Annotated in this window: 16 protein-coding genes and 2 tRNA genes; 11 read left to right on the top strand and 7 right to left on the bottom strand. The window is 66.8% G+C overall.

Annotated elements, in window-relative coordinates; translation table 11 throughout:
• A partial coding sequence (locus AC6EI8_RS06470; protein ID WP_498381560.1) for a RelA/SpoT family protein occupies window positions 1–2,262 on the top strand: 2,262 nt, incomplete at its 5' end.
• A gap of 38 nt (window positions 2,263–2,300) precedes the next feature.
• Here AC6EI8_RS06470 and greB read toward each other — a convergent pair.
• Window positions 2,301–2,867 (bottom strand): transcription elongation factor GreB, encoded by a 567-nt coding sequence (greB, locus tag AC6EI8_RS06465; protein WP_187829164.1) that lies wholly within the window; start codon window positions 2,865–2,867, stop codon window positions 2,301–2,303.
• A 122-nt stretch (window positions 2,868–2,989) separates the two neighbouring features.
• On the opposite strand from greB, the gene AC6EI8_RS06460 reads away from it, so the two are divergent.
• The 3 genes from AC6EI8_RS06460 to AC6EI8_RS06450 all read left to right on the top strand — a co-directional run bounded on the left by AC6EI8_RS06460 (window position 2,990) and on the right by AC6EI8_RS06450 (window position 3,972).
• Window positions 2,990–3,066 (top strand) — tRNA-Arg (locus tag AC6EI8_RS06460).
• Between the two features lie 359 nt (window positions 3,067–3,425).
• Window positions 3,426–3,686: a hypothetical protein gene (locus AC6EI8_RS06455; RefSeq protein WP_149317961.1), complete on the top strand. Its 261-nt coding sequence runs from the start codon at window positions 3,426–3,428 to the stop codon at window positions 3,684–3,686.
• A gap of 209 nt (window positions 3,687–3,895) precedes the next feature.
• Window positions 3,896–3,972, top strand: a tRNA-Met gene (locus tag AC6EI8_RS06450).
• A 251-nt stretch (window positions 3,973–4,223) separates the two neighbouring features.
• On the opposite strand, the gene AC6EI8_RS06445 is transcribed toward AC6EI8_RS06450, so the two are convergent.
• Window positions 4,224–4,514, bottom strand: a complete 291-nt coding sequence (locus AC6EI8_RS06445; protein ID WP_149317962.1) for a hypothetical protein — start codon at window positions 4,512–4,514, stop codon at window positions 4,224–4,226.
• 132 nt (window positions 4,515–4,646) lie between these two features.
• Complete coding sequence (locus AC6EI8_RS06440; RefSeq protein ID WP_149317963.1) at window positions 4,647–4,946, bottom strand: hypothetical protein; 300 nt, start codon at window positions 4,944–4,946, stop codon at window positions 4,647–4,649.
• Window positions 4,947–5,231: 285 nt separating this feature from the next.
• Here AC6EI8_RS06440 and AC6EI8_RS06435 point away from each other — a divergent pair, with 285 nt between their 5' ends.
• Both AC6EI8_RS06435 and lpxO read left to right on the top strand, forming a co-directional pair.
• Window positions 5,232–5,543, top strand: coding sequence for a hypothetical protein (locus tag AC6EI8_RS06435; RefSeq protein WP_149317964.1), 312 nt, complete (start codon window positions 5,232–5,234; stop codon window positions 5,541–5,543).
• A gap of 118 nt (window positions 5,544–5,661) precedes the next feature.
• Window positions 5,662–6,564, top strand: a complete 903-nt coding sequence (lpxO, locus tag AC6EI8_RS06430) for a lipid A hydroxylase LpxO (protein ID WP_149317965.1) — start codon at window positions 5,662–5,664, stop codon at window positions 6,562–6,564.
• Between the two features lie 168 nt (window positions 6,565–6,732).
• Here lpxO and AC6EI8_RS06425 read toward each other — a convergent pair whose 3' ends face one another.
• Window positions 6,733–8,193, bottom strand: a complete 1,461-nt coding sequence (locus AC6EI8_RS06425; protein ID WP_265632192.1) for an aminotransferase-like domain-containing protein — start codon at window positions 8,191–8,193, stop codon at window positions 6,733–6,735.
• Between the two features lie 307 nt (window positions 8,194–8,500).
• Between AC6EI8_RS06425 and AC6EI8_RS06420 the strand changes: the two genes are divergently transcribed.
• The 4 genes from AC6EI8_RS06420 (at window position 8,501) to AC6EI8_RS06405 (ending at window position 12,197) form a co-directional block, all read left to right on the top strand.
• The gene (locus AC6EI8_RS06420) at window positions 8,501–8,845 is read left to right on the top strand and encodes a hypothetical protein (protein ID WP_187829165.1); all 345 of its coding nucleotides are present in this window, start codon (window positions 8,501–8,503) and stop codon (window positions 8,843–8,845) included.
• A gap of 62 nt (window positions 8,846–8,907) precedes the next feature.
• Entirely contained in the window at window positions 8,908–9,888 is a 981-nt protein-coding gene (locus AC6EI8_RS06415) for a threo-3-hydroxy-L-aspartate ammonia-lyase (RefSeq protein WP_498381559.1), read from the top strand.
• A gap of 116 nt (window positions 9,889–10,004) precedes the next feature.
• Window positions 10,005–11,633: an NAD(P)/FAD-dependent oxidoreductase gene (locus AC6EI8_RS06410; RefSeq protein WP_265632193.1), complete on the top strand. Its 1,629-nt coding sequence runs from the start codon at window positions 10,005–10,007 to the stop codon at window positions 11,631–11,633.
• A 3-nt stretch (window positions 11,634–11,636) separates the two neighbouring features.
• Window positions 11,637–12,197 carry a DUF1415 domain-containing protein gene (locus tag AC6EI8_RS06405; protein WP_265632194.1) on the top strand — a complete coding sequence of 187 codons (561 nt, stop codon included), beginning with the start codon at window positions 11,637–11,639 and terminating at the stop codon, window positions 12,195–12,197.
• A 115-nt stretch (window positions 12,198–12,312) separates the two neighbouring features.
• Here AC6EI8_RS06405 and AC6EI8_RS06400 read toward each other — a convergent pair whose 3' ends face one another.
• Window positions 12,313–13,140 (bottom strand): class I SAM-dependent methyltransferase, encoded by an 828-nt coding sequence (locus AC6EI8_RS06400; protein ID WP_149317971.1) that lies wholly within the window; start codon window positions 13,138–13,140, stop codon window positions 12,313–12,315.
• A gap of 412 nt (window positions 13,141–13,552) precedes the next feature.
• Here AC6EI8_RS06400 and AC6EI8_RS06395 point away from each other — a divergent pair, with 412 nt between their 5' ends.
• Entirely contained in the window at window positions 13,553–15,061 is a 1,509-nt protein-coding gene (locus AC6EI8_RS06395) for a flagellar assembly protein A (protein ID WP_265632195.1), read from the top strand.
• Window positions 15,062–15,117: 56 nt separating this feature from the next.
• Here the strand turns inward: AC6EI8_RS06395 and AC6EI8_RS06390 are convergent, their stop codons facing one another.
• Together AC6EI8_RS06390 and AC6EI8_RS06385 are read right to left on the bottom strand one after the other, a co-directional pair.
• Complete coding sequence (locus AC6EI8_RS06390) at window positions 15,118–16,128, bottom strand: hypothetical protein (protein WP_265632197.1); 1,011 nt, start codon at window positions 16,126–16,128, stop codon at window positions 15,118–15,120.
• A 164-nt stretch (window positions 16,129–16,292) separates the two neighbouring features.
• Complete coding sequence (locus tag AC6EI8_RS06385; protein ID WP_498381558.1) at window positions 16,293–16,709, bottom strand: hypothetical protein; 417 nt, start codon at window positions 16,707–16,709, stop codon at window positions 16,293–16,295.
• Window positions 16,710–16,797 lie beyond the last annotated feature (88 nt).

Raw genomic sequence — 16,797 nt, 5'->3', positions numbered from 1 at the left:
GCTGCCGACAGTCTCTTCATCGACGCGGTCCTCGCGCAGACGTACCGGCATTTCTTCGGGCCGACCTCGCAGCCCGCGGTGCCGCCGCGGCAGCAGGTGATCTCCATCGCCGCCCTGATGGAGAAGCTCAATTACCTGAAGCCGGCGGACCAGGCCCTCGTCCGGGAGGCCTTCCAGTTTTCCGACGAAGCCCACCTCGGGCAGTACCGGCAGAGCGGCGAGCCGTACATCACGCATCCGGTGGCGGTCGCCGAGCTGTGCGCCGAGTGGAAGCTCGATGCGCAATCGATCATGGCGGCGCTGCTGCACGACGTGATCGAGGACCAGGGCATCACCAAGAGCGAGCTGGCCGAGAAGTTCGGTCCCAAGGTCGCCGAACTGGTCGATGGCCTGACCAAGCTGGACAAGCTCGAATTCCAGAGCCGCGAGCAGGCGCAGGCGGAGAGCTTCCGCAAGATGCTGCTGGCGATGGCGCGCGACGTGCGCGTGATCCTGGTCAAGCTGGCGGACCGCACGCACAACATGCGGACGCTGGACTTCGTGCCGCCGGAGAAGCGCCGGCGCATCGCGCTGGAAACGATGGAGATCTACGCGCCGATCGCGCATCGGCTCGGCCTGAACAGCACCTATCGCGAGCTGCAGGAACTGTCGTTCAAGGTCGGCTCGCCGTTCCGCTACGCCACGCTGGAGAAGGCCGTCAGGGCCGCGCGCGGCAATCGGCGCGAGGTGGTCTCGCGCATCCTCGAGGCCGCGCAGAGCGCGCTGGCCAACGCGGGCATCGTCGCCGAGCTGTCCGGCCGCGAGAAGACGCTGTACAGCATCTACCGCAAGATGCACGACAAGCAGCTGTCGTTCTCGCAGGTGCTCGACGTGTACGGCTTTCGCGTCGTGGTCGAGACGCAGATGCACTGCTACATGGCGCTCGGCGCGCTGCATGGGCTGTACAAGCCGATGCCGGGCAAGTTCAAGGACTACATCGCGATCCCGAAGATCAACGGCTACCAGTCGCTGCATACGACGCTGGTGGGTCCCTTCGGCACGCCGGTCGAATTCCAGATCCGCACGCGCGAGATGCACCAGATCGCCGAGGCCGGCGTCGCGGCGCACTGGATGTACAAGCACCACGCCGACCAGATCAACGACATCCAGCAGCAGGCGCACCAGTGGCTGCAGTCGCTGCTCGATATCCAGAGCCAGACCGGCGATTCGCAGGAATTCCTCGAGCACGTCAAGATCGACCTGTTCCCGGACGCGGTCTATGTGTTCACGCCGAAGGGCCATATCCGCGCGCTGCCGCGCGGCGCCACGGCGCTCGACTTCGCCTATGCGGTGCACAGCGACCTGGGCAACCAGTGCGTCGCGGTCAAGATCAACAACGAGCTGCTGCCGCTGCGCACGGAGCTCAAGAGCGGCGATATCGTCGAGGTCATCACCGCCCCGTATTCGAAGCCCAATCCTGCCTGGCTGTCGTTCGTGCGTACCGGCAAGGCGCGTGCGGCGATCCGCCACTATCTGAAGACCACCAAGCTCGACGAGGCGATCCAGCTCGGCGAGCGCCTGCTGGAGCAGGCCGCGCGCCAGCTCGGCATCGACCTGAAGGCGGTGCCGCAGCCGGTGTGGGAGCGGATGATCCAGTGGACCGGCAACAAGCAGCGCGACGACATCTTCGCCGACCTGGCGCTGGGACGGCGCGTGCCGGCAGTGGTCGCCAAGCGCATGGAGATCCTGCTGCAGGAGCTGTCGGGCGACTTCGATACCGCGCTGATGGCGGCGGTGCAGACCTTCGCCAGCGAGGACGCGCCCGCGGTGCCGATCACCGGCGACGAGGGCATGTCGATGATCTTCTCGGCGTGCTGCCGGCCGATTCCCGGCGACTCGATCGTCGGGTATCTCGGCAAGGGCGAAGGGCTGCAGATCCATGTGCAGGATTGCAAGGTGGCCAAGCGGCTGCACAGCAAGGATCCGGAGCACTGGATCGAGGTCATGTGGGCGAACAAGACCACGCGCGCCTTCGATGTCTCGATCAAGGTGCTGGTGCGCAACGTCAAGGGCATCGTCGCGCGGGTGGCCGCGGACCTGACCGCCGCCGACGCCAACGTCGCGCACGTCGCGATGGAGCACCAGGACAACGGGCGGCAGGAAGCGACCTACATGCAGTTCGTGATCCAGGTCCACGACCGCCTGCACCTGGCCAACGTGATGCGGGCCCTGCGCCGCAACACCGACGTCATCCGCATCTTCCGCGACCGCAACGACGGCTGACGCGCCGCCGGCAGCGGCGAGGCGCCAGGCCTCAGGCCTCAGGCCTCGCCGCGCTTCGGATAGCGGACTTCCAGAATATCGATCTGTTCGATGCCGTTGGGCGTGCGCAGCGGCACGGTATCGCCTTCGCGGGCCTTGATCAGCGCCTTGGCGATCGGCGAGATCCAGCTGACCCGGTGCGCGTCCAGATCGACCTCGTCCATGCCGACGATGGTGATGGTGTTTTCCTCGCCGGACTGGTTGGCGTAGGTCACCGTCGCGCCGAAGAAGATCTGGTCGTTGTCGCCCTGCAGCGAGGGGTCGACCACCTCGGCCTTGTCGAGCCGGCGGGTCAGGAAGCGGATGCGGCGATCGATCTCGCGCAGGCGCTTCTTGCCATAGAGATAGTCGCCGTTCTCGGAACGATCGCCGTTCGACGCGGCCCACGAGACGATCTGCACGATCTCGGGGCGCTCGACATCGATCAGGTGCATCAGCTCGTCGCGCAGCCGCTGGTAGCCCTGCGCCGTGATGTAGTTCTTGGTGCCGGCCGGCAGCGGCGTCGCGCCTTCCGGGAGGTCGTCGTCTTCGTCGTCCGACGGTTCTTTGACAAAAGCCTTGCTCATGGTACGGATCACTTCCAGGTGGGCAGACATTATAGGAACAGCGGCCGGCGAGGGTGACGCGGAAAAAGATGGTGCAGGGGCTTCCCAAAAACAAAAAACGCGATATAATCTCTTTCTCGCGTGCGGCTGTAGCTCAGTTGGATAGAGTACTTGGCTACGAACCAAGGGGTCGTGGGTTCGAATCCTGCCAGCCGCGCCACCTACATGCAGTACGAACGGCTTGGAGAGTTCTCTCTCCAAGCCGTTTTTGTTTTGGGGTGTCGGTGTCGGTGTCGGTGTCGGTGTCGGTGTCGGTGTCGGTGTCGGTGTCGGTGTCGGTGTCGGTGTCGGTGTCGGTGTCGGTGCTTGGATTCAGCGTAGATGCTTCGGTTCGGCATTGGCCCTTCATTTGGGCGTTGGCCCTTCGGCCGGGCGTCTCGGCACCTTCGCGCTCTGGCTTCTTGTCCCGGCGCTTCGGCTCCGCCATTCTCCGACAGCCACGTCAGTCTCCCTCGCATTGCGTGCACCGGATGGCCGGCCTAGCCTGAACCTGTGTACCCGAGCAATGCAGGAGGCGCGATGCATGACGACGACTGGCGTGTCGAGGACTATCGCGGCATGGACGTCTATGTGCTGGTGTCCGAGCGACAGGGCGGGGGGTCGCCTGGCTGGGCCTACGAGGTCCGCATCGGCCAGGAAGGAGGCGACCCGAGCGATGCCGGCGATGTCGAGATGATCTCCAGCGGCGACCAGGTCTTTGCGACCCGCCATGCCGCGGAGGTCGCGGCGTTCAGCGCGGGCTATGCGCGCGTGGATCGTATTCTTGGGCCGGAGTCCTGAAGCTGGCAGTCGCGGTCGCAGTCGCAGTCACGGTCACGGTCACGGTCACGGTCGCAGTGTGATCGTGGCCGTGGTCGTGGTAGTCGCGGCGCGGGCGATGCCGCCGATCATGTCACGTTGTGATGGATTGGCGCCTGGCGCCCGAGATTGACGCCGACAATAATGCTTGCAATGGCGGCGCGATTGCTGCATAATGTTGTTCTTCCAGACGCGGGGTGGAGCAGTCTGGCAGCTCGTCGGGCTCATAACCCGAAGGTCGCAGGTTCAAATCCTGCCCCCGCAACCAAATTCCCGAGATGTCGCCGTGATTCACGGCAAAACGCACGATCCCCGGTCCTTGAACCAGGTACCGTGCGGACATCTCAGCGGCACGCAGTATCTCTCACGCAGTACCCCCAGTACTCCCGCAATCATCCCCTCTCCGCAGTACCGCCTTCCGCGCAGTACCGTCTTCCGCGCCCGTCTTCCGATATCCCGGCAAACTCGGATATCACCGTTTCCGATCCGCTGGCGCCTTGCCGTGCCCGTGTTCCGCGCCTACCCCGCGGAACCGCCCGCCAGCGCCAGCGCCTGCTCGAAGGTCTCGCGTATCGCCGGCTGATCTTCGCGCTCAGCGGCTTCGGCGCGCTCGCGCAGCCGAGCGACCAGCACCTGCAGGTTGTTGCCGACCGGCGCGGTCTTGCTGGCGTCGCATTCGCTGACCGCCTCGGTCATCAACTGCTGCAGTTCCTCACCGACATCGGCGCCGTCGAACGCGCTGACCGACAGCGCCGAGATGCGCTCGAGGTAAAGGTTGACCAGCGCTTCGTCGTGTACCGGTTCGGGCATGTCCATCTCGGCCTCCGTGCTGTGGGTTGGCGGTGTGATGTCCATTCTAGTGGCGCCCCCCGGCAGGCTGCTGTCGGGACGTCGCCTACAGCGCGCCTGTCCGAGGGACGGTCCGGAGGTCATTGCGCGTCGTCAACCCTCGGGGCGGTCGCGCGCCGGAAAACCCGGCAGCGCGATGCGCGGGCGCGCGGCCTTCAGCGCGCGGGTGGGCCACAGCACGTAATTGGTATGCGGGTCGAGCGGCTTGCCGAAGTACGACACCCACACCTGCACGCCGTGCTCGGTCTCGGCGATGATCGCGGCCACCGCGCGCGCGGCGACCGACGGCGACTTCAGCAGTTCGGCCAGCGCCTCGACGCCCTGGACGACGTGGTGCTTGACTCCCTGGAACCATGCGTACTGCCGCATGGCGGACAACAAACGCTTTGTCATTGTCTGTGCGTCTCCGTTGGAAATGAGAATGAGAACCACGTGTCTGACTGTGGCGCTCGCGCTTCGTTCAGCCCGAATGTCGGGCGCTTTTCTATCGCCGGCCAGGATCGATTCGTGGCGCCAGGCGATGCCCGATGCGAACGGCGCCGTTCTCCCTGCGGCCCGCCGCGGAATTGACAGCCCGGCGCCGTTTGCCGTAGCTTCGGTCGCATGGGCGGCGCGCCCACGGCCGTCGCCGCCGGGTCCCCGAAGGGGCGACTCTCATCATCCCGCAAGGAGCTGCCGATGACCGAGGACATGCTGATGCAACTGATGGTGGAGGTCGAGAAGGAAGATCCGATCGACTATGCCAATCTGCCGTTCGACGACGGCGCGCTGCGCTCCCTGGTCTGCCGCCTGGTGGCCGAGCGCTCGCAGGCGATGGAAGCGGCCGGCATGCCGGTCGACGCGGTGCTGGCCACGATGTGGGCGTCGACCGCCAAGCTGGTCCTCGAGAACATGGTGCTGAACGCGCGCCTGCTGACCCTGCAGGGCGCGCCCGACGATGCCCGCGCGCTGATCGAGCGCATCGCCCGGCAGTCCCGCGGCAACCGCTGATTTCGCCTCTCCTGCGCCGGGCCTGCCGTTTAGGTAAACTACGGTCCTTCATACCTCATCGTGTGCCTTCGCCCGCACGGCGGCAGGCTCGCACGAGGCAGTTCAGGGAGAGTTCGAGGTGGTCAAGTGGATCATTGTCGCGGCCTATCTCGGCGCGATTCTGTATGTGCATTTCCGCGGCAAGGTGCGCCTGCGTATCTGGCGGCAGCTGCTGGATCATTCGGCGCTGGTGGCGCCGGTCAATTGCTTCATGTACGCCTTCTCGGGCGTCCCGCGCACCCCGTACATCCCGGTGGAGCGCTTCCCGGAGCTGGAGAAGCTGCGCGCCGCCTGGCCCGAGATCCGCGACGAGGGGCTGGCGCTGGCCGCGATGCGCAAGATCAAGGCCGCCGAGAAGAACGACGACGCCGGCTTCAATTCCTTCTTCAAATACGGATGGAAGCGCTTCTACCTGAAGTGGTACGAGGCGCATCACCCGTCGGCCGAGCAACTGTGCCCGCGCACGGTCGCGCTGCTGCGTGAGTTGCCGTTCGTCAAGGCCGCGATGTTCGCCGAGCTGCCGCCGGGCGGCAAGCTCAATCCCCACCGCGATCCCTTTGCCGGTTCGCTGCGCTACCACCTTGGGCTGGCGACGCCGAACGACGATCGCTGCTTCATCGAGGTCGACGGCGAGCGGCACAGCTGGCGCGATGGGCAGGGCGTGGTGTTCGACGAGACCTATCTGCACTGGGCCGAGAACCGCAGCGACCAGAACCGGCTGATCCTGTTCTGCGACATCGAGCGGCCGATGCGCTATGGCTGGGCCGGCAAGGTCAACCGCTGGCTGGGCCGCAAGGTCATGAGCGCGGCCAGTTCGCCGAACGACGAGAACGACCAGACCGGCATGATCAACAAGCTGTTCCGCATCGTCTGGCTGGGCGGGCAGTATCGCCGTCGCCTGAAGGCGTGGAACCGCCAGGTCTATTACGTGGTCAAGTTCGGCCTGATCGCCGCCGGCGTCGCGCTCATCGTCTTCCTGTAAGCCGGCAGGCTTGCAGGCCTTAAAGCCTGGAACAGCCCTGCAACAGGTCTGCAAGCCATCGCTGCACGGACTGCAAGGACTGCACGGACTGCACGGACTGCACGGACTGCACGGACTGCACGGACTGCACGGACGCGGTGCCCCCGGCACCGCGTTCCACCCCTCCCGCTAGCGCGGCTCCGGTCGCGCCACCCCCTGCGCCACCACCCGGGCCACCACGCCGGCCAGCTTCCGATACGCCTGTTCCAGTGCAGTCGAGCGGGGCGCGCCGATATTGATCCGCAGGCAATGGTCGAAGCGGCTCGAGTTGGAAAAGACCACGCCGGGCATCACCCGCACGCCGGCCTCGAGCGCCTGCTCGAACACCGCCTCCGACGACAGCCGGTCCGGCAATTCCACCCATAGATGCATGCCGCCCTGCGGCGCCGACAGCCGCGTGCCGGCCGGAAACAGGGCCGCGATCGTCTCGGCGGCCCAATGCCGCTGATGGCGCAGCCGCGCGCGCAGGCGCCGCAGGTGCCGGTCGACATCGCCCGATGCCATCAGTTCGGCCACGGCGATCTGCGACAGCAGCTCATTCGGCCGCGACTGGCTGAACTTCAGCATCTCGACCCGAGCCTGCCATTTGCCGGCGGCAATCCAGCCCAGCCGCATGCCGGGCGCCAGATTCTTGTGCAGCGACGCGCAGTAGATCACGTTGCCGCCGCGGTCCCACGCCTTGGCGGCGGCCAGCGGCGCATCGTCGTCGGCCAGCGTGGAGAAGCAGTCGTCCTCGATCAGCGCGATGCCGCGCGCCTCGCACCATTGCACCAGCCGGGCCTTGTTCGCGTCCGGCATGATGCTGCCCTGCGGATTCTGCAGGTTCGGCACCACCACCACCGCCCGAATGTTGTCGTAGGTCTGCGCCGCCAGCTCCAGCGCTTCCAGCGACAGGCCGGTCTGCGGACTGCACGGGACTTCGAGCGCGCGCATGCCCAGACTTTCGAGGATCTGCAGCAGCCCGTAATAGGTCGGCGATTCGACCGCAATGACATCGCCCGGGCCGGCGACCGCGCGCAAGGCCAGGTTCAGCGCCTCGGTGCAGCCGTGCGTGATGGCGATCTGCTCGGGGGCCAGCGTCATGCGGGCCTGAAGTGCCTGGCGCGCCAGCGCGGCGCGCAGTGCCGGATGCCCGTCGGGCTCGACCGCGCTGCCCAGCAGATTGGGATGGCGGCGCAGCGCACGGCCGGCTGCCTGGCGCAACGCTTCGACCGGATAGAGCTCGGGGGGCGCGCAGGCGCCGGCCAGATTGACCGCGTCGGGATACCGACGGCCGCGCGCGATGATGGCCGAGATACGGGCGTGGATGCCGACGTACTGCGCGGGATCGGGCAGCGAGGCCGAGGGTTCGGCGATCGGCGTGCCCTGCGGCGCCGGCGGCCGCACGAAGTAGCCGGAGCGCGGACGCGCTTCGAGCAGCCCTTGCGCCTCCATCTCCCGGCACGCCTGCAGCGCGGTCGACAGGCTGACGCCGTGGCGCTCCATCAGGGCCCGTATCGAGGGCATCCGCTCGCCTGGCAGCAGCGTGCCCGCGGCGATGGCTTGCCGATAGTGGCCGGCGAGTTGGCGGTACAGCGGGGCGGAGTCCATGCGGCATGGTGGCGCATCCGGCCGATGCGCAACAGATACAGAAAAGTTTCGGCCGTATCGTAACAGAGCGAAGGATGGGGCTCTGTTCTGCTGTCCGTTCCGGTGCGGTGTGCCTGCCGCGCCGCGACGGCGGCCGGTACGCTGCGTTCATTCGATTGCTGCGCTGACTTGCGCCACTGACCGCGCCACTGATCGCGCCACTGATCGCGGTACTGATCGCGGCACTGATCGCGGTACTCCCGATACCGGCCGGTCTTTCCCGCTGTGTCGGTGACACGCAGACGCAGCCGAACCTGCCGAGGCCATCATGTCCATCCTCTCCCTGCTGCCCCATCCCATCTACCTGCACCGCGCGCTGACGCTGCGCGCCGGGCAATCGTTCGCCTTCCATGCCAAAGCCGGCACCGAGCTGCATGTCACGGATGGCGACGTGGAATTGATCGAGCCGCCGCTGCTGCTGGCCGAGACGCTGCACTGGCCGCGGCGGCCGCTGCCGCCGGGCAGCGTGGTCGCGCTGTCCCGCTCCGGCTGGTTCACCCTGCGAGCGCGGCGCGATACCGCGGTGCGGCTGCGCCAGCGTACCCGGGTATTCTCGCGGACCCGTATCGCGCGCATACTTTCCGGCTGGCGCCGCCGGCGCCTCGCGCATTGAAGCCGAGCCGACACCTTTCCCTTCGAAGTTCGTACGTCTTTCCCTGCAAGGAGTGCTGTCCCATGACGCAATTGGCCATCTCGTTCACCGATGTCGTGGAGGCGCATCGCCGCATCAGTGGCGTCGCGCACCATACGCCGGTGCTGACTTCGGCCACCGCCGACGCGCAGACCGGCGCGCGGCTGTTCTTCAAGTGCGAGAACCTGCAGCGCATGGGCGCCTTCAAGTTTCGCGGCGGCTACAACGCGATCGCGCAGCTGTCCCCCGAGCAGCGCGCCGCCGGTGTCGCGGCGTTTTCTTCGGGCAACCACGCGCAGGCGATCGCGCTGTCGGCGCGGCTGTTCGGCACCCGCGCGGTGATCGTGATGCCCAAGGACGCGCCCGCAGCCAAGATCGCCGCGACGCGCGGCTATGGCGGCGAAGTCGTGCTGTACGACCGCTATACCGAGGACCGCCAGGAAATCAGCCAACGGCTGGCCCGCGAGCAGGGGCTGACGCTGATCCCGCCGTTCGACCATCCGCACGTGATGGCCGGGCAGGGCACCGCCGCCAAGGAGCTGTTCGAGCAGGCCGGCCCGCTCGACGTGCTGCTGGTGCCGCTGGGCGGCGGCGGGCTGCTGTCGGGCAGCGCAGTGGCCGCGCGGGCCATGCATCCCGGCTGCAAGATCATCGGCGTCGAGCCGGAAGCGGGCAACGACGGCCAACAGAGCCTGCGCGCCGGACGCATCGTCGAGATCCGCACGCCGGACACCATCGCGGACGGCGCGCAGACCCATCATCTGGGCCACTACACCTTCCCGGTGCTGCAGCAGCTGGTCGACGACATCGTCACGGTCAGCGATGCCCAGCTGGTGGAGGCGATGCGCTTCTTTGCCGGCCGCATGAAGCTGGTGGTCGAGCCCACCGGCTGCCTCGGCGCCGCCGCGGCCTTCGCGGGCAAGGCGCCGATCGCCGGCAAGCGGGTCGGCATCATCCTGTCCGGCGGCAATGTCGACATGGCGCGCTACGCCGCGCTGCTGGGGCAGGTGCCGGCGCAGGACTGACGATCTTCCGGGGCGGGGCGTGGCGGCCGCCGCAAGGGGCCGCCGCGGCCGAAAGGCTTTAGAATTGCGGTCCGGCCATCGGACCCGCCGTTCGGCCGCCGAATACATTGCCCCCCATGCTACGCCTCAGTGAACTCAAGCTCCCCCTCGACCATTCAGAAAGTGACCTGGAGGCCGCCGTCCGTGCGCGGCTGATCGAGATCGGGGTCAAGGGCGACGGCATGGTGTCCTTCACCGTGTTCCGCCGCGCGCACGACGCGCGCAAGCGTTCCGATATCAAGCTGACCTACATCGTCGATATCGAGGTAAAGGACGAGGAGGCGGCGCGCAAGCGCATGGCCGGCAAGCCGAACTGGAGCGTGACGCCGGACATGACGTACCGCTTCGTCGCGCAGGCGCCGCAGCATGCGACGACGCCGCGTCCGGTGGTGATCGGCATGGGCCCGTGCGGTCTGCTGGCCGGGCTGATCCTCGCGCAGATGGGCTTCCGCCCGATCATCCTGGAGCGCGGCAAGGAAGTGCGCGAGCGCACCCGCGACACCTTCGGGCTGTGGCGCAAGAGCGTGCTCAATCCCGAGTCCAACGTGCAGTTCGGCGAGGGCGGCGCCGGCACCTTCTCGGACGGCAAGCTCTACAGCCAGATCAAGGACCCGAAGCACTACGGCCGCAAGGTGCTGCACGAGTTCGTCAAGGCCGGCGCGCCGGAGGACATCCTGTTCAAGGCGCGGCCGCACATCGGCACGTTCCGGTTGGTCAAGATGGTGGAGAACATCCGCGCCGAGATCTTCGCGCTCGGCGGCGAGATCCGCTTCGGCACGCGCGTCGACGACATCGACATCGATGGCGGCCGCGTGCGCGGACTGCAGCTGTCCAATGGCGACTATCTGCCGTGCGAGCAGGTCGTGCTGGCGGTGGGTCACAGCGCGCGCGACACCTTCGAGATGCTGTACCGCCGCGGCGTGTTCATGGAGGCCAAGCCGTTCTCGCTGGGTTTCCGCATCGAACATCCGCAGGGCATGATCAACCGCAGCCGCTTCGGCAAATTCGCCGGCAACAAGCTGCTGGGCGCGGCCGACTACAAGATCGTCCACCACTGCAGCAACGGCCGTTCGGTATACAGCTTCTGCATGTGCCCGGGCGGCACCGTGGTGGCGGCCGCTTCCGAGCCGGGGCGTGTGGTGACCAACGGCATGAGCCAGTACAAGCGCGCCGAGCGCAATGCCAATGCCGGCATCGTCGTCGGCATCACGCCCGACGACTATCCGGGCGGACCGCTGGCCGGGATCGACTTCCAGCGCCATTGGGAGGAACGCGCCTTCGAACTGGGCGGGCGCAACTACTGCGCGCCGGGCCAGCTGGTCGGCGACTTCCTGGCGCGGCGGCCGTCGACCGCGCTCGGCACGGTCGAGCCGTCGTACAAGCCGGGCGTGACGCCGACCGATCTGAGCACCGCGCTGCCCGACTACGTGATCGAGGCGATTCGCGAGGCGCTGCCGGCGTTCGAGCGCCAGGTGCCCGGCTTCGCGATGGACGACGCCGTGCTGACCGGCGTCGAAACGCGGACCTCGTCGCCGCTGCGGATCCGCCGCAAGGACGACTACCAGAGTGTCAATGTCGCAGGCCTTTATCCGGCCGGCGAAGGCGCGGGCTACGCGGGCGGCATCTATTCCGCGGCGATCGACGGCATCGAGGTCGCCGAGGCGGTCGCGCTCGATATCGTCAGCCGGGTCGGCAAGGCGGCCTGAGCCATGTCGCCGTCGGAGCAGCAGGCGATCCTCGACGCCACGCGCCACTGGCTGACGCGCGCGGTGATCGGGCTCAATCTGTGCCCGTTCGCCAAGAGCGTCCACGTCAAGGAACAGATCCGCTACGTGGTCTGCGAGGCGGCCGATGCCGAGGCGCTGCTGGACACGCTGGAGGCCGAGCTGAAGGGGCTGGCGCAGGCCGATCCCGCGCGCATCGATACCACGCTGCTGATCGTCCCCCGGATGCTGGCGGACTTCGCCGACTACAACGATTTCCTCTATCTGGCCGAGCGCCTGCTCGACAGCCTCGGGCTGGCCGGCGTGCTGCAGATCGCCAGCTTCCACCCGCAATACCAGTTCGCCGGCACCGACGCCGACGATATCGAGAACTACACCAACCGCGCGCCGTATCCGATCCTGCATCTGCTGCGCGAAGACAGCATCGCGCGCGCGGTCGAGGCCTTTCCCGACGCGGCGGACATCTACGAGCGCAACGAGGAAACCATGCGCCGGCTCGGCCACGAAGGCTGGCGGCGCTGGATGGCGGGCGACGAGCCGCGGTAGGTGCGACGCGGTGGGTGCGGCGCGGCAGGTGTGACGCAATGTGTGACGCAACAACTGCGACACAGTGGGCGCGATGCCCAGATCCCAGATGCGAGTGAGCGCGCCCCGGTGAATCTCAGGCGGGCGTAAAGAACCGCTCGCGCATTTCCTCCAGCCCAAGCGTTTCGAGGACGTGGGCCAGCCGCTCGGCGGGCCGCCGGCGCGGCAGGTCCTTGTACTGGGCGACGATCAGCTCGTTCTTCATCGAGTGTTCCCACCCGACCAGCTCGGTCACCGTGACCTGATAGCCGTGCGCTTCCAGCTGCAGGCAGCGCAGCACGTTGGTGACCTGGCTGCCGAATTCGCGCGTATGCAGCGGATGGCGCCAGATCTCGGTCAGCGGATTGCCCAGCGTCTTTGACTTGTTCCTGCGCAGCACGGCGGCGACCTCGGCCTGGCAGCAGGGCACCACCACGATGTATTTGGCGCGCTTGGTCAGCGCGAAGCGGATCGCGTCGTCGGTCGCGGTATTGCAGGCATGCAGCGCCGTGACCATGTCGACCGTGGCGGGTAGCCGCTCCGAGGTGATCGACTCCGCCACCGACAGGTTCAGGAACGACATGCCCGGAAAACCGAGCCGCTCGGCGAGCGCGGTGGACGAGCGCACCAGTTCCTCGCGCGTTTCGATGCCGTAGATATGCGAGCGGTCCTGCTGCGTCTTGAAAAACAGATCGTAGAGGATGAAGCCGAGATACGACTTGCCGGCGCCATGGTCGACCAGCGTCAGGTCGGCATGGTCGCGCTTGAGGTCCTGCAGCAGCGGCTCGATGAACTGATAGAGGTGGTAGACCTGCTTCAGCTTGCGGCGGCTGTCCTGGTTCATCTTGCCGTCGCGGGTCAGGATATGGAGTTCCTTGAGCAGCTCGATCGACTGGCCGGGACGGATTTCGTGGGTGTTCGACATGGGATACGGCGGGGTTGGCCCGGGTCCCGAAGCGCCGCGTCTGGGGAGCGGCGAGGGCCCGGGCGGGCAGGGCGACAGTTTACCGGAAGGCGTCCCGAAAAAATTTTCCTAAAGTTTTGCCGAAATCCGCCGTAGGTGACGGACAGGCGGCATGCCGACTCGGGTGCCGCCCCGACAACAACGATAAATCAAAGGCAGACGGCTGGAGGACGCGATGGGCGACGTAGCAGCTTCGGTTGTACGGGTGTGGGTGGAGAACACGGACAAGTCCGTGCGGGCGCGGTACGAGCCGCCGGCGGAGGCCGATAGGGCCGATAGGGCCGATAGGGCCGATGGGGCCGATGGGGCCGATAGGGCCGATAGGGCCGATAGGGCCGATGGGGCCGGGGGGCCGCCCGATCGCGCTGCCTTGATGGCGGCCCTCGAGGCCCAGGGCTGGGCGCAAGCGAAGCTCGATGAGCAGGCTATCGCGGCCTTCCTGCTGACCTGCCATCGCGATGGCGCGCCGGCCGAGGCGGTGATCGGCGAGCTGGTCGACGGCTATTTCGAGATCGACATCGATGCCGATTCGCTGACGGTGCGGCTGACGCTATGGCCGCCGGAGGGCGGCCGCGCGGTGCAGCCCAACGACGTCCGTATCGTGCTGGCGGGGCGCGGCATCAAGCTGTCCGTCGACGAGCCGGCGCTGGCCGAGGCCTTCGCCGCGGGGCGTTGCGACGATCTGCCGATCGTGCACGGCACGGCGCCGACGCGCGGCACGCCGGCGCGCTTCATCAACCTGCTCGAGCCGCGCCGCGGCGGCGCCGAGGACGACCGCGCCCGCATCGATTTGCGCGACCTCGGCAACCTGTTGCTGGTGCAGCCCGGCACGCATCTGATGCGGCGTATCCCGGCGGTGCCGGGCACCGCGGGGCAGGACGTGTTCGGCCGCGTGTTGCCGGCTCCCGAGGTTGCCGACACGCCGTTCGCCGAACGCCTGAACGGCGTGGCCCAGGACGCAAACGACCCCAATCTGCTGGTGGCGACGGTGGCGGGCTTGCCGTCGGTGCGCGCGCGCGGCGTCAGCGTCAACCCGGTCGTCGCGGTGGACGCGGTCGACATGCACTCCGGCAACATTGCGTTCGAAGGCACGCTGCGCGTCAGCGGCGATATCAAGACCGGCATGTCGGTCCGCGTGGCCGGCGACGTGATCGTCGGCGGCACCATCGAGGCCGCCCATGTCGAGGCAGGCGGCAATGTGGTCGTCAGCGGCGGCATCATCGGCAAGTCCGAGGGACCCCACGATCCGGCCAGCGCCGTCGCGCGGATCCAGTGCAAGGGATCGGTGCATGCCCGCTTCATCGAAAACGCCGTGGTCGAAGCCGGCACCACGGTCACCGTCGACAGCGGCATTCGCCAGAGCGATGTCGCCGCGGGCGAGACCATCACTGCGGGCGATCCAGCCGTCGGCAGCGGCAATATCACCGGCGGCCGCTGCCGCGCCTGGCATGCGGTGCGCACCGGCACGCTCGGCGCGCCGGCCGGCACCGCCACCGCCATCCACGTCGGCCTGAACCCCTATGCCGACGCCGAAAAGGCCGCGCTCGAGGCGGACAAGCGCCGGCAGGAACAGGAGCAGGCCAAGATCCAGCAACTGATGGCCTTCTTCGCCAAGAACCCCGAGCGCGCCACGCCGGAACTGCGCGAGAAGGCGCGGGCCACCCTGTTCAAGTACACGCGCGACATGCTCGACACCGACGCCCATCTGGCCAGGCTGACCGAGCAACTGCACCCGCGCCCGGACGCCGCCGTGGTGGTCGGCAAGAAGGTGCACGGCGGGGTCAGCGTCACCATCGGCCAGAAGGCCATGCGCGTGATGGAGGACATGCCGAAGGTGGAACTTCGGCTGGTCGGCGAGGGGATCGGGGTGGTGCGGGAATAAAAAAAACGGCGCCGCGGCGCCGTTTTTCATCGAGTGGATGGCTTTCCGCGCTTGCCTTATTGCAGCGACGTTGCCGTCTGCACGTAGTGTCGGATATGGCCGGCCGGCTCGATGCCGGCATAGCTGTAGTTGAACTCGCACTTGACCGCGCGGCCAAGTTCGGTAGCCCACCAGCAGCGGTAGTCCATCCGATAGGCAGCATTGCCGGTGATGCCGTTGGACAGGGTGCCGTCGTTCGAATTGGTGAAGGCCACGTCATACTTGATGCGCAGCGTATCGAACGTGTCGCTGCCGACGGCGACTTGCTCGAAGGCTTCCACATTGGCTTGCAAGGCGGCGGTTTCGTGATACGCGCCACACTGATACTGCCAGCCCGAGGTCCAGGTCTTGCCGACGAACATCGGGTATTGGAAATGTTCGCGCTTCGGCGTGAACGTGCAGGTCTGGGTTGGATTGCTTGCCCGAATGCGGGCCGTACGGTTGCGGTCGGCGTCGTTGAGGAAGGTGTCGGTCAGCGTGCCGTCGATGCGATAGCGGTTCATCGTGAATCCACCCTGTGCATCGACCGCGTCCGTCGTATCCCGATAGGTGACGTCGATCGGGGATCCGTCGACAGTCGTTCCCTGCTCGCGCCAGAAGGTGGTTTCACCGACCTTGGCCGCCACCCGCGCATAGCGGTGCGGCGGCACCTCGATACGGATCGTCGCAAGCCTGGTCGCATCTGCAGCGGACTTCGCCACCAGCGTCACCGTGCCGCCTTCCGGGCTGATCAGCACGGCATCCCACACGGCGCTGTTCTGGCTCTTGGGCTGGATCGTGGTCTTTTCCATGCTGGCCGTCCACGTCACGCCGTTGCTGGCGCTCAGACGCACTTCCTGGCCCGACTCGATATTGAGCGTCGTGGTGCCACCATCCTTCAGCGCAAAACCACTGACCGGCGTGCCGTCCAGGCTGGCCGACAGCTGGAAGCCCGTGTCGTTGCCGCCATCATCCCCACCGCCGCCGCCGCATCCGCTCAGCACCATTGCCGCGAATACCGCTGCGGTAAATCCCGTCCAATTTCTCATCTCTTTTCCTTGTTATTCACCGTTGTTTTTATCGGCCGAAGCCGCGCGGGATATTAACAAGGCGTTCCCCAAAAGTGGGGGCCGCAAAGTGGGGTTGACCGGCGAAAGGTAGATGGGATAGGGGCGCCGCGCTTCCAACAAAACAGGTGCCCGGGGCACGGCTCCTAGGCCATCGGCCGCCAACGCCGATTCCGATTGATGGACGCGCAATGACCATCATCCAACGCCGCAAGAGCGCGCCGCAACCATCGCGCTTCGTCCAGCGTTACCGGATAGCGCTGTTCCACGTCGTCGATCGAGCCGAGGTCGAAATAATTTCGCAGCGTTTCGCCGTGGATCGTGACGCCCCAGCTGTCCATTTGCCGCAGGTCGGCGACGCGGAGCGTGACGAAGGCATCGGGATCGTTCGAGCCGGCGCTGCCAATCGCCTGATCCAATCGCATCGCCATCGCGCGCACTGCGGTGCAATCCGGCGGGCCGTTGTCGTCCGCCCAGGCAGTGGGCCTCGGCAACGGAGTGGTCCGAGGCAAGGAGGCAAAGCCGAAGACCTGCGACTGTTGGTGCGATCGGATTGGATTCATGGCGAGCTCAAGCAGGTGGGAAAGGTTCCACCTTAACCTGGGCCAGCGCGGTTTAATTTGAGCGAATTCCGAAAATACAAGAACCGTT

The sequence above is a fragment of the Cupriavidus sp. R6-3 genome, from assembly GCF_059772245.1.
Note: the sequence above shows the minus strand (reverse complement) of the source record. Positions and strands in the feature narration are given on the sequence as shown.